Here is a 12,708-nt window from a genome sequence, read left to right on the forward strand (position 1 = left end):
ATGGGCTTCTGGACGAACAACCCGAGCAAAGCCCCCAAGGCGAAGACGCCGAAGGGGGAGCCGAAGCCGGCCAAGACCGAGGCAACGCCGCAGGGGTCGACGTGGACCCAGGGTCGTCAGACCGGCGCGCATGTGATCTCGGTCCTGATGCTCGCCGCGATCGTCTGCGCCCCGTTCAGCCTGTTCATGTCGTGGCAGGCCGTATCCCGTCCGGTCGCCGCGGCACCGGTCGTCTCGTCGGGTGGGCTGACCGCCCCGCAGCAGGAGGCCGGCGCCTACGCCGCCGGGTTCGTGTCCGAGTGGCTCGGCGCGTGGAAGGACCACCCCGGGCAGCTCGGGGACTACGTCGACGTGAACGCCCTGCGGACCCTCTCCGAGGTTCCCTCCTCGTACCGCGACCTGACCGTCGCGACGATCACGCCGAACAAGGGCAGCGACATCGTCACGGTCGTCGTCTCGGCGAGCGTGAAGGAGCTCGGGCCCGACCCCAAGAAGGAGGGCGCGGCGATCGAGGTCTGGCCGCGCCGGTACTTCCAGGTCCCGATCGTCGTCACCGCTGCCGGCATGCGCCCGGTGGGCCTGCCCGTCCCCGTGGCGGCGCCGACGTCGACCGGCAGCGTGCAGCTGGCCTACGCCAAGCCGCTGCCCTCGGCCGACCCCGCCGCGCAGACCGTGATGGCGTTCCTCGGCGCCTACACGACCGGCAAGGGGGACCTGAGCGTGTACGTCTCTCCGGGATCCGAGATCTCGCCGATCACCCCGGCCCCGTACATCGCGGTGTCGTCCGTCGACCTGCGTGTCGACACCGACGTGCCGCAGACGCCGAAGGACGGCACACGGCTGCAGGTGCTCGCGACCGTGACCCTCACCTCGCAGACGGACCAGACCGTCACGTCGACCTACGCCCTCACGCTCACCGCCCGCGCCACGCGCTGGGAGGTGTCCGCCCTCGACCCGGCACCGGCGGAGATCCCGAAGTCCACCTCCGCCGCGGCTCCCGCACCGACCCCGTCGCCGTCCCGGTGACGTCACCTGAAAGGAAACAGCAATGAACATCTTCGACACCATCAACAACCTGGTGAACCAGGCCGGCGTCGCATTCCGCGGCGTCGTCGGACTGGGCGCGGCGATCGTCTTCTTCGTCGTCGCATCCAAGGTCCGCTGGGCCGTGGGCACCACCCTCCTCACGGGGATCATGGCCGCCGCCGTGATCTTCTTCGTCGCCGGCGGCCTCGACTGGGTCTCCGGGATGCTCGGCAACACCGTCCAGACCGCGAAGTAACCGACAGGCAGCTACGACGACGGGAGGACGGCCATGAGCGATGAGAAGCAGCAGCAGACCGAGGTCGCGCGGTTCTACACGCGCAGCCGCAAGTTTCCGCGCCTCATCGGCCGCCTGCACGACGGCACGAAGATCCCCGGCGGGCCCTACACGGTCACGCAGGGCGTTGTCGCAGCCGTCTTGCTCGTCCTCGGACTGGTGACCCGAGGACTGTGGGGGACGGGGACGATCCTCGTCGACATCCCCATCGTGCTGCTGGTGGCTTGGGGAGGCGCCTGGGGCGCCGGGCGCCTCCCCGCCACCCGCCGCAACGTCGCCAGCATCGTGCTCGGCGCGTTCGGGGCGGTCTTCAGCCCCGCGTTCGGCAAGTACCAGGAGCAGACCGTCCGGCTGCGCCCGCCGCACTTCGCCGGCGGCACCACGACGATCGGCGGCATGACCGCGACGTCGACCACCACCCGCCCCCAGACCACCGGCACGCCGGCGCCGGTCATCCCCGTCCCGGCGATCGCCGCCGTCGAGGAGACCCCCGCGCAGGCCGCCGAGCTCGTGTCCGCCGGCACCGCCCCGGCCCGCATGCCGGTCACCGGTGTCGAGCGCCTGCTCGCCCAGGCCCGCGGATCGAAGAAGGAGTAGAGATCGTGCGCATCCCCACCACCGCTATGGCGGATCATCTGATGTGGACCCGGTCCGGGATCACCTGGGCGACGTGGCGCCTGAAGCCCCTCTCCGGCGGCTTCGGCACCCACCAGATGAAGACCATGACCAAGCTGCACCACCAGGCCCTGTTCCAGGAGCTGCGCGGCGAGGCCCTGCTCCTTGGGCTGTGCGCAGACCTCGACCCGGTCACGATCGTCGAGCGGATGCTCGAGGGCGTCAAGATCAGCGAGGACACCAAGGACTGGGTCGACGAGGTCGAGCGGACCCTCGACGCCCTCGAGCAGGTCCCGATGGGGGAGCGGGCCTTCTGGCTGTCCGTGCCGATGTCCACCGCCAACATCAAGGACCGCGCCTGGTCGATGATCCGCGCCGCCGACAACAAGGTCCGTGACATCGGCGCGCTCCCGCGCGTGCTGCCCCGCGAGACCGAGGTCGCCGCGGCCCGCCGGATGGCGAACGAGATCGCCGAGCGGATCCCCGCGATCTTCGAGGCCACCCCGGCTACCCCGGCCGAGAACATCTGGATCGCGCTGCACAACCAGCAGCGCGGCCTCGCCGTCGACGGATCCGTCCCGCTGCCCTCCGCCGCCAAGGAGGACGCACGCCTGTTCGAGACCGACCTCACCCAGTTCCAGCTGCCCGCCGGGATGCCCAACCCGTGGCTCGACGAGGGCGGGCAGAGCGACCTGGCGAAGGGACAGCAGTTCCTCCCGTTCAAGCGCAAGTACCTCAAGGTGCAGAGCCCCTACGCCGACGAGTCCAGCTACCAGGTGCTGCAGGCGATCGTCACCGGCCCGAAGGCCGGATGGCGCACCCCCGGCGTCGAGTGGATCAGCGCTGTCGACAACCTCCCCATGGACGTCGACTTCGCCCTGCGCCTGCAGATCTCGCCGGCCGCCGAGGTCCGCAAGCGCAACAAGCGCGCCGAGGACGCCCTGAAGGACCAGTACTCGCAGCAGGAGGGCACCAACAGCATCACCGGCACCGGCAACGACCTGGCCGAGGTCGCCGAGACGCTGACGGCGTACCACGCGAGCCTCAACCACTCCGACAAGGAGGTGGAGGCTCAGGTGACGGTGATCTTCGCCGTCGCCGGCACCACGCCCGACGAAGCCAAGCTGCGCGCCCGGGTGCTCGCCGACCAGTACAAGGCCCACGACTTCCTCCTCGAGGCGCCCCTGGGCGGCCAGGAAGAGCTCTGGTGGGCGATGCAGCCCGGCGTACCCACTACTCGGCTCGTGCGCGAGCTCGCGCAGATCACCACCGGCCGTGAGCTCGCCTCCGGCACCCCGATCGTCTCGAGCGAACTCGGCGACATCCGCGGCGCCCGGTTCGCCGTCAACATCACCAACGGCCGCCGCGGTCAGATCTTCCGCGACATCGAGGGCAACAACAAGGCCGATATCTCCGGATCGTTCGGTGTGGTGGCCGAGAAGGGCGCCGGAAAGTCCGTGCTCCTCAAGTGCGAGTTCGGCACCACCGTCGACCGCGGCGGCCGCGGCTACGCGATCGACCGCACCGTCGCCCACGAGTACGGCACCTTCGCCAAGGCGCTGCGCCCCGACCACACCGTCATCGCGAACCTGCTCGAGTTCGAGGACGAGGACGGCAGTGTGATCCGCCCCGAGTGGAACATCGACCCGCTGCTCATGTTCGGCCCCCGCCAGGGCGCCCGCATCCTGCAGAGCCTGTTCGCGGCGATGCTCGGCATCCCCGTCCTCAGCGAGCAGGGCGTGTTCCTGTCCAGCCTCCTCGAGGGCGAGTACCTCGCCAGCCACGACATCACCAGCACCCGCAAGCTGCTGCAGCACCTCGAGCGCGACCTGTCGGGCTCGCCCGAGGCCAACGACCTGCGCATGCTCATCAAGGTCATCGCCAGCAAGGACATCGGCGAGGTCCTCTTCAACGACGCCCTGCCTCCGGTCGACACCCGCGCCACCGGCATCGTGTTCCTCACCGCGGGCCTGACCCTGCCGAAGAAGATGGAGCTCGAGCAGAAGCACCTGTTCCAGGAAATGCCGATCGAGAAGCGGTTCGGTCGCGCCGTCTACGCGATGCTCACCGCGACCGTGAAGCAGCTCTGCTTCCGCGACAAGACCACCCTCACCGGCGCGTTCTTCGACGAGTGCCACGCGATCACCGCCAGCCCCGAAGGGGCCGCCGAGCTCACCGACTTCTACCGGGACGACCGCAAGCACAACGCCTTCGCCGCCGTCGGCTCCCACGACCCCGAGGACTTCGGCGATGAGCGGGCCCGCGGGCTGATCGCCACCCGCTACCTGATGCGCCAGCGCGACCGGAACCTCGCCCGCCGCGCCCTGCAGTGGTTCTCCGACGGCCTCGAGAACGACGAGGCCATGCTCGACCTGGTCACCAAGAACCTGAGCCCGCTGGACCCGTCGACCGGCAAGGTGCCCCCGCAGCGCCGCGGCGAGGGCCTCATGCTCGACGTCGCCGGCCGGATGGGCATCTTCCAGAAGACGCTCCCCGAGAACCCCGACCGCCGCGCCGCCGTCCTCTCGACCCCGAGCGAGGCGGTAGCAGCATGATCCGTTACGCGCTGTCATCGCTCGACCTCGTCTCCCGGATGCTGTGGTCGTCACGGGTCTGGTTCGCCGAGCACAAGTGGTGGCGGCGCATCCTCACGGTCCTCGCCCTCGACCTGCTGCTGATGATCTTCGGCAACGTCGCCGCGCACGCCGCCGACGGCGGAAACGGCATCGTCGCGCCGTTCCTTCCCGGCGGTAACATCCACGACTCCGCCGGCATCCCGCTCGCGAACTACATCGTGCTTCCGCTGGACCGCGGGGGAGTGTTCGACTTCGGGAAGGCGATCGTCACCGCACCGCTCGACTTCATCTGGACCGGCCACATCGGCGCGTTCGCCTGGATGATCTGGCTGTGCAACTGGGTGATCAGCTTCGACTGGCTGCAGCTGCTCACCGTCCCGTTCAACGCCCTCGCCGAGCTCCTGCAGAACGCCCTCGGCCGCCTGAACTGGATCCCGTTCGCCCTGTCGATCACCGCCGGTGTCGCCGGCCTCGCGATCCTCACCGGCAAGAAGGTCGCCTCCGGCTGGATCGAAATGCTGGTCTCCGCGCTCCTCGCCTTCCTCGCGGTCGGGATGCTCGCCAACCCCGTCGCGACCCTCACCAGCGCGGGCGGCGCCCTCGACACCGCCCGCAGCTGGGGCAACACCCTCGCCGGCGCCGTCGCCACCGACGACCTGAACAAGGTCAACTTCAACACGCAGGACGTGCTCTCCGAGACGGTCAGCATGCAGCTCGTCGACGTGTTCGTGAAGATCCCCGCCCAGGCGCTCACCTTCGGCCACACCCTGCAGGGGGAGTGCGCGCAGAAGTTCGACGAGACCATGCTCACCAAGGCCCCCGTCATCAGCAACGGCAACGACGTCCGCGACGCGGTCAGCAGCTGCGACGAGGCCGCGAAGAACTTCGTCGAGCACCCGAACTTCGGACAGGTGATCTCCGCGCTCATGATCGCCCCGGGCGGCATGGTCATCTTCGGCTTCCCGATCGCGCTGATGATCCTGTTCTTCAGCACCGCGATCAAGACGCTCTTCGACGCCCTGAAGACGATGTGGAACGTCTACTGGGGCATCCTCCCGGTGAACCGGCACGCCCTATGGAGCTCGCTGGGCGGGATGTTCGTCGGCGCCGCGACGATCGTCTTCCTGATCGTTCTGATGGCCGCCTCGCTGCGGCTCATGGTCGCGTTCCTCACCGGCCTCAACAGCATGGGCATCCCGATCACCGCCGTGATGATGCTCGCCACGATCTTCCTGCTCGTCCTGATCGTGATGCTCATCCGCGCGAAGATCCGTGCCAAGAAGGCCGGGCAGAGCCTCGCCGACCACCTCTCCCGCCTCGGCCTCTCGAGCGGCAGCAACGGCAGCCAGCGCGACGGCACCAAGACCCTCGCGATCATGTCGATGGGCGCCACGGTCGCCGCGGCCGCGCTGCGCCGCCCCGACCGGACCACCGCCGTCGACGGCCGCTCGATCAACTTCTTCGGCCCCGGCGGCGCGAACACCGGCGGCCCCGTCACGCCCCTGACCCCGATGGCCCCGCCCTCCGGTGGTGGCCCTGCCCCGACCCCGCTGCCCGCCGGCGGATCCGGTGGCGTGCCGCGGGCCCTCAGCGCCGGCAAGGTCGGCAAGACCGCCGATGTCGCGTTCACGGCCACCCGGCTTGCGAAGGGCGCCGCCGGCGGAGTCCCCGGCCTGGTCGGGGCCGCCGCACTCGAGGTCGGAGGCCGAGTCGCCTCGAAGGCCGGGAACCGGGCGCTGAGCTCGATCGCGGGACCCAAGCCTCACCCGCAGAGCCAGCCCACGCAGCCCGCCAGCTTCGTCGTCCCGGCCCGCCGGATCGTCGTCGACGAGTCGGGCACCGGCCACATCGTGAGGCCGGCTCCGATCGTCGACGGCGTCGCCGACGTCACCTCGCTCCCGCCGGACCCGGCCCGTACCGCTCGCAGTGAGGCCTTCCGCGCCCGGCTCGCCGACGCGAGGGCCGCCTGATGAACCCTCGCCTCCTCGCGATCATCGCGGCGGCCGTCCTGGTCCCCATACTCGTGATTGGAGGGATCGCATTCGGCCTGCTCGCCATCATCGGCGGGCAGGCCGCCTCCGCGAACGCCGGCACCGGCGCCTGCACCGTCGGGGACGCCGGCACCGCGCTGACCGTCACCACCACCGGCGGCGACTCCCTCGCCCTCGACGACAAGCAGCTCGCCAACGCCGCGAAGATCATCACCGTCGGCACCCAGGAGGGCGTCTCTGCCGCCGGCCTCAAGATCGCGCTGATGACCGCGCTGCAGGAGTCGAAGCTGCGGATGCTCGCGAACTCCACGGTCCCCGCGTCGCTCGACTACCCGCATGAGGGCGTTGGCAGCGACCACGACTCGGTCAACCTGTTCCAGCAGCGTGCCGGCTGGGGGACGCTCGCCGACCGCATGGATGCCGCCTACGCGATCCGCGCGTTCTTCGGAGGCCCGAAGGGCCCCAACGGCGGATCTCCTCGTGGCCTGCTCGACATCAAGGGGTGGGACACGATGAGCCCGGGAGCGGCCGCACAGGCCGTCCAGGTGAGCGCGTTCCCCGAGGCCTACGACCAGTGGGCGGGAGCCGCCGAGACGATCATCAACAGCATGTCCGGGTCGATCGTCTGCGACGGTGCCGGCATCGGCGCAGACGCCAGGCAGCTCGCCCAGGGGCTCGTCACCGCGATCGACAGCGGCCGCCTCAGCGTCTACGGCGCGCACGAGAAGCAGATCCGCGACATGGCCGCCGGCACCGCCACTCCGGACTGCCTCGACGACGTCGCCGTGCTGCAGATCATCACCTTCGCCCTGCAGCACTTCGACACCGTCACCGTGAGCTCGCTCAACCGCCGATGCACCGGAGAGACGCCCGGCGCCGGCACCCGCTCGTACCACTGGAAGGGACAGGCCGTCGACTTCAGTGCCCTCAACGGCCGGGCGCTGAACGGCTGGGACCCGAACTCCCTCAAGCTCGCCCAGCTGCTCAACCCGTACATGCCGGCGGGCCTGGCCGGCATCGGACAGTCCGACTGCCGTGCCGAGCACGGAGTGAGCCTGATGCTGACGAACTTCATCCAGTTCCCCGACGACTGCACCCACCTCCATGTCGAGGTCCGGCAGCCCAACACCCCCTTGAATTTCCCGTCTCCGTAGGTCGTTCGAGGGTCTCGAAATATCGGGCGGACACCGCCCGTACCCGCGGAATCAGAGGGATCCGTGGGCGGCTCGGTATCCTGGTCATCCCCCCGCGAAAAAAGACGAAACCCGACTCGTCCTACCCGAAAATTCCAGACCCCCTGCAAGGAGGCCGAGCGCGGATGCCCGCCGATGGCTCCCCCCAAACCGCTGCCAATGCCGGCAGAACCTACTACCTACCCAAGGGCCTGCACGCACGCCTGAAAGCCGCATGGTGGGCGACTCGCGAACACCCGACGCTGAGCGCCGTGGTGGTGTCCGTGTTCGAGACGGAGAGCGCCCGACGCGAGCGTGAGTTCAACGACGGCCAGCCGTTCCCGATCGTGGCGGCCCCTCGCGCCACGCGCGCTCGAGGTGTCGACGGCGAGAGCCACACGTACTACCTGCCCCTGTCCGTGCACGAGCGATTCGTGTCGGCCTGGGTGGGAACTCGCACCGAGCAGCCGGTCGCAGCATCAGTGTCGGCCCTGGCCGCGGAGCTCCTCGAGGCGGAAGCCGATCGGCTCGAGCGAGAGTTCAACGACGGCCAGCCGTTCCCGCCGGCACCGCCTGGTGCCCGAGGTGTCGACCCGACGGCCGCCCGCCGGCAAGGCGAGATCATGTCGGAGATCTGGCAGCAACGCCGGTCGACGCACTCGGAGAAGTAGCCCCGCGGATCCCGTCTCAGACGAGACGGAGAGTGACCTTGCGCCTGGCAGATGCGAGGTATGCGGCCGAGTTGGCGTGAACCTGGCGACCCTCGAACGTCTGGGAGGCGTCCCGCTTCTATCTCTCTTGCTGCTGGGATTCGCTCGCTCCGCTTTGGCTTCGCGTCGCGGCGAGCGTAACACAGTTGTCAAGTAGGTGCCAAGTAGGCAACCCCTGATTTCTCATTGGCGTTGTCCGACGCCACGGAACTTGTCAGTAGCGCCACCTGATGTGTCAGCGGCCGCCATCGAGCTGTCAGTAGCGCCAGGAAGTTGTCAGTAGCTCGGCGTGCCGCCGGTGGCCGCGATGTCGGGCGGACGTACGTTGACGCCGAGCGCGTTACCGAACACGCGGTTGTCAGGCTCACCACCTTCGAGCGCGAGGGGACTACGAGCGGTGTTTCTGACTACCGTTGCGCCAGCCGATCCGAGCATGTCGGATCTGGGTGCGACGGTGGAGGTGAAGTACGACGGGGTGCTGCGGCACTTCGGCGCTGGTGACCTCGTCGATCTTGCGCTGGATCGGATCGCGCCGGTCCGCATCTCGAAGGCGTACCCGGGCCGCAGGAACTACTCCGGGGTGTACTGGGCAAGAACGACCGGTCGCCATCACTGGTTCGAGTCGTTGTACGAGAAGTCGGCGCTGACGGCGCTGGACCGCGATCCTGCGATCGTGAACATCGCGACGCAACCGTTCAGGGTCAGCCGGGGCGGCCGTAAGGGCCACGTGCCCGACATTCTCGCTGAGCGGGTCGATCGTTCCAGGTTGCTGGTGGACGTGCGGCCGCGGCCGCGGATCACGGAGCGCGCGCTGGTGACCTTCGAGATGACCGCGACGTGGTGCTCGTCGCTAGCGATCGACTACCGCCTCTTCGCAGATCTCAGCAAGGTCCAGGACTGGAACCTCCGGTTGCTGGCCGGATACCGGTACGCGCGCTGGTGCTGCCCGCAGCCGGTGGCGCAGCTGCTCGCGCAGCGCGCGGGGGAAGTTCGCCCCCTTCGCGATTGGGCACGGCTGTTCGATGGGGCCGATATCCCGACGCGAGGGCTGCTTCTCGCCGCGATCTGGCACGGGGCCTTGGACGTCGACCTGTCGGAACGACTGGAACTGGATGTCGACGCGGTCTGTACGGGGAGGGGTTGGACATGAACTTGAAGTTGGGTGACGAGCTCGTTTGGGACGACGTCACGTTCGAGCTCATCGCTCTGGATGCCACCACCGCACGGCTGCGCGCGACCGAGGCCGGCTACATCCGGGTTGTGCTGGTCGCCGAGCTCCTGCGCGATCCGGACGTGCAGTGGCCGACCCGCGATCTGCGCGCGGTGCGCACTTTCGACCCGAAAACGCTGAGCGCTCTTCCGCCGGCTCAGCAACGGCTGGTCCAGATTTGGCTGCCGCACATCGCGGCGCTCGACGAGTTCCTGAGGACCGAGACGAGCGATGCTCGCCGGACGGCGGAGATGATCGACCGTATCGTTCAGGCAGTCGGGCCCCAGCTGCCGGGCGGCACAGTGGATGCGCGGACCGTATGGCGGAAGCTGAAGGCGTACCGCTCGTTCGGCGCACTCGGGTTCGTTCACAAGAGCCACCGCACGACCGTTGCGCGGCAGCGGGATCTATCCCTCGTCCAGATCGTCGCTGAAGTTTGCCGTGCGGCGGACCGCGACGCGACCGGCACTCTCGGGCGATCCGTCGATGACATCCGGTATGCGATCGCCGACCGCTACGGGGCCAATCCACCGTTCATCGTGCCGAGCGACCGGACACTGCAGAGGATCCTCAGTGAGATGCCGCGGGCCAAGCATCTGACGAGGTCGGCGAAGACGCGTGCGTCGCTCGCAAACCGTCCGCAGGACGAGTTCCAGCAGCATGAGTCGCCGCGGCTGGGCGAGCATGTGCAGATCGACACGACGGAGTTCGATGCCGAGATCATGCTGGACGACGGCCGAGTGACGATGCGCGGTGGCACGGAACGGCCGGAGATGACGATCCTGCTGGAGATCCGCAGCCGAACACCATTGGCCGCGGTCCTCCGGGCGGGGGGCACGAAGGCTGTCGACCTCGTCACCCTCCTTGCTCGCGCGCTGACCCCGTATGAGCGTCGTCCGCAAGGTGCACGGGAGACGCGGGAGTTGGTGTCGGCGGCGTGGGCCGAACCGCATGGGATCACGCAGGAGGAGCTGGACCGGTTCCGGATGATGATGCCCGTGATCTTCCCGGAGACGATCACCGTCGACCACGGGAAGATCTTCACCTCGGTGGCATTCACGGAGGCGTGCGCGCGGCTGGGGATCTCGATCATCGAGTGCAACCCGTACACGCCGACCGGGAAGCCGCACGTGGAGCCGAACTTCGGCACGATCGCGGAGCAGTTCGCCCAGTACCTGCGCAGCTATGTCGGCCGCAGCGTCGAGCACCGCGGGAAGGACACGGCCCCGCACCCGGCACCGACGCTGCTGCAGGCGCAGGAACTCCTGGACGACTGGATCGTCGTGCACTGGATGCACCGCCCCCACGACGGGCTGCGGGACCCCTTGCGGCCGAAACGAAAGCTCACCCCGATGGAGACCGTCACGATGCTCCGTGAGATCACCCCGGAGCTGCCGATCCCGTTCGGGCTCGACGAGTACATCAGCCTGCTCCCACGGGAGCAGCGCACGATTCAGGACTACGGCATCAACATCGGGTACCGCCGGTACTCTTCGGCCCGGCTCCGGGACATCGCGGCTGCGACACCCGGTCTGGCGCGCCGCAAGTGGAACATCCGTCGCGATCCGTTGAATGTCTACACGGTGTGGCTCGAGTACGGGGAGGAATTCGTGCCGCTGACTTGGCGGTCGGGCGATGCTCAGATGCCGTTCCGCGATGAGGTCTTGCGTAGCCTCCGTGCGACCGACGGGACACCCCGTGTCGATACGTCGAGGGAGTCGGCGGCGTTGAAGGAGGGCTTGCGTCGTGGCAGGTATGGGGACCCGGCTGCGGCGCGCAGCGATGCCCGTGCCCGCGCTGCGCTCGAGGACCCGATGGCGCTGACCCGCCATCTCGAGGCGATGCCGGCCCCGCCGGCAGAGGAAGACGAGGTCGCACCCGACCCGCGGTTCCGGCGCACGGGAGGCAACGGCTTCCTCGACGGCGCCGGGGACGCGGTGGCTGCGGGGGACCCCGGCGACGAGGCCCTCTGGGTGGAGTCGGGCGGGTTCACCGGGCAGAGCGATCCGGTGCGGGAGCGTCTCGATGATTGATCTCGACGTCGCGGCCATGCGGAAACCGAACTGGCAGACCAAGGAGGGGTGGGCGGACTTCGTCGGCGAACGCCTCGACGAGCCCGAGCTGCTCACCCGCCCCCAGCTCGACGCCCTGACAGATACGCAGCGGATCGACTACTGCATGCGGCGGTTGGAGTACATGGAGAACGGCCGCATCTCCCTGACCGCGCAGGTGCGTGACATCCGGGACGAGCTCCGGTTGAGGATGGTCGCGAACGCGAGTAAGCGTGGGGGGAAGCTCGGCATCATCGTGAACGGGGTGCCGAACACGGGGAAGTCGACGACGGTGACCTGGCTGGCGAAGGAGTTCGAGATCCGGCGTCGGGAACGTGGGAACCCGCGCGGGGTGAACAGCCCGATCCCAGTGATCTACGTTTCCACGCCGGCGGACTGCACCCCGAAGTCGCTGCTCAAGGAGTTTCACGCGTTTCTGGGGCGGCCGACACGGCCGCGGATGACGGCGCCGGAGTTGCTGAACGATCTCGCCGAGGTCGTCGCGGACTGTCGCACCGATCTGATCGTGATCGACGAGATCCACAACCTCAAGCAGAACCGTCCGGGCGCGAAGGACGCGACGAACTATCTGAAGCAGCTGTCCGAGAAGTGCCAGGCCACGTTCGTGTACGCCGGTGCGAACGTGGAGAGGTCAGGGCTGTTGGACGGCGGGTGGGCGGCGCAGGTTGCGACACGGTTCCGGATCATGGACCTCACACCGCCGCCGCTGAAGGGTCAGGGAAGCTTTGACCGGTGGGCGGCGCTGCTGGAAGACCTGGAGGCAAACACGAAACTCGTCAGCCAGCCGCCCGGCAAGATCCTCGACGATGCGGCCCTCCTCTGGGATGCGACGCACGGGTGTGTTGGGGAGGTCGCCGGGATCATCCAGCTCGCGACCATCGAGGCGATGCAGTCCGGCACCGAGCGGCTCCGGTTCACCAGGCTTCGCGCCGTGATCGACGACGACCGGCGACGACAGGCGGCCCGACAACGCGAGCTGGCTCCGGTGGCATGAAGCTCCCGCCGCGCCTGCCGATCTCCACTCGCCCGCTTCCCGGCGAG

10 protein-coding genes are annotated in these 12,708 nt (G+C 68.7%); all 10 read left to right on the top strand.

Going from position 1 to position 12,708, the window contains the following annotated elements; all coding sequences use genetic code 11:
- Nucleotides 1-1,026: a conjugal transfer protein gene (locus tag ACH3VR_RS21935; RefSeq protein WP_397558470.1), complete on the top strand. Its 1,026-nt coding sequence runs from the start codon at nt 1-3 to the stop codon at nt 1,024-1,026.
- Nucleotides 1,027-1,048: 22 nt separating this feature from the next.
- The gene (locus ACH3VR_RS21940; RefSeq protein ID WP_397558471.1) at nt 1,049-1,282 is read left to right on the top strand and encodes a hypothetical protein; all 234 of its coding nucleotides are present in this window, start codon (nt 1,049-1,051) and stop codon (nt 1,280-1,282) included.
- Nucleotides 1,283-1,315: 33 nt separating this feature from the next.
- Entirely contained in the window at nt 1,316-1,918 is a 603-nt protein-coding gene (locus ACH3VR_RS21945) for a hypothetical protein (RefSeq protein WP_397558472.1), read from the top strand.
- Nucleotides 1,919-1,923: 5 nt separating this feature from the next.
- Complete coding sequence (locus ACH3VR_RS21950; protein ID WP_397558473.1) at nt 1,924-4,491, top strand: ATP-binding protein; 2,568 nt, start codon at nt 1,924-1,926, stop codon at nt 4,489-4,491.
- On the top strand, nt 4,488-6,482 hold the full coding sequence (locus ACH3VR_RS21955) for a hypothetical protein (RefSeq protein WP_397558474.1): 1,995 nt from the start codon (nt 4,488-4,490) through the stop codon (nt 6,480-6,482). The genes ACH3VR_RS21950 and ACH3VR_RS21955 overlap by 4 nt, the downstream gene beginning before the upstream one ends.
- Entirely contained in the window at nt 6,482-7,657 is a 1,176-nt protein-coding gene (locus ACH3VR_RS21960; RefSeq protein ID WP_397558475.1) for a hypothetical protein, read from the top strand. Before ACH3VR_RS21955 ends, ACH3VR_RS21960 begins: the two co-directional genes overlap by 1 nt.
- Before the next feature lie 290 nt (nt 7,658-7,947).
- Nucleotides 7,948-8,346 carry a hypothetical protein gene (locus tag ACH3VR_RS21965; RefSeq protein WP_397558476.1) on the top strand — a complete coding sequence of 133 codons (399 nt, stop codon included), beginning with the start codon at nt 7,948-7,950 and terminating at the stop codon, nt 8,344-8,346.
- Between the two features lie 472 nt (nt 8,347-8,818).
- A complete protein-coding gene (locus ACH3VR_RS21970) occupies nt 8,819-9,535 on the top strand; it encodes a TnsA-like heteromeric transposase endonuclease subunit (protein WP_397558477.1) in 717 nt (238 codons plus the stop codon).
- Between the two features lie 1,427 nt (nt 9,536-10,962).
- The gene (locus ACH3VR_RS21975) at nt 10,963-11,628 is read left to right on the top strand and encodes a Mu transposase C-terminal domain-containing protein (RefSeq protein ID WP_397558521.1); all 666 of its coding nucleotides are present in this window, start codon (nt 10,963-10,965) and stop codon (nt 11,626-11,628) included.
- A complete protein-coding gene (locus ACH3VR_RS21980) occupies nt 11,621-12,661 on the top strand; it encodes a TniB family NTP-binding protein (RefSeq protein WP_397558478.1) in 1,041 nt (346 codons plus the stop codon). Before ACH3VR_RS21975 ends, ACH3VR_RS21980 begins: the two co-directional genes overlap by 8 nt.
- Nucleotides 12,662-12,708: the final 47 nt, after the last annotated feature.

Source organism: Microbacterium alkaliflavum, from assembly GCF_044325405.1.
Taxonomy (GTDB): domain Bacteria; phylum Actinomycetota; class Actinomycetes; order Actinomycetales; family Microbacteriaceae; genus Microbacterium; species Microbacterium alkaliflavum.

Bases quoted from the DNA above. Each gene is read 5' to 3' on its own strand.
- ACH3VR_RS21935 (WP_397558470.1), top strand. From the start codon at position 1: ATGGGCTTCTGGACGAACAACCCGAGCAAAGCCCCCAAGGCGAAGACG.
- ACH3VR_RS21940 (WP_397558471.1), top strand. From the start codon at position 1,049: ATGAACATCTTCGACACCATCAACAACCTGGTGAACCAGGCCGGCGTC.
- ACH3VR_RS21945 (WP_397558472.1), top strand. From the start codon at position 1,316: ATGAGCGATGAGAAGCAGCAGCAGACCGAGGTCGCGCGGTTCTACACG.
- ACH3VR_RS21955 (WP_397558474.1), top strand. From the start codon at position 4,488: ATGATCCGTTACGCGCTGTCATCGCTCGACCTCGTCTCCCGGATGCTG.
- ACH3VR_RS21960 (WP_397558475.1), top strand. From the start codon at position 6,482: ATGAACCCTCGCCTCCTCGCGATCATCGCGGCGGCCGTCCTGGTCCCC.
- ACH3VR_RS21970 (WP_397558477.1), top strand. From the start codon at position 8,819: ATGTCGGATCTGGGTGCGACGGTGGAGGTGAAGTACGACGGGGTGCTG.
- ACH3VR_RS21975 (WP_397558521.1), top strand. From the start codon at position 10,963: ATGCTCCGTGAGATCACCCCGGAGCTGCCGATCCCGTTCGGGCTCGAC.
- ACH3VR_RS21980 (WP_397558478.1), top strand. From the start codon at position 11,621: ATGATTGATCTCGACGTCGCGGCCATGCGGAAACCGAACTGGCAGACC.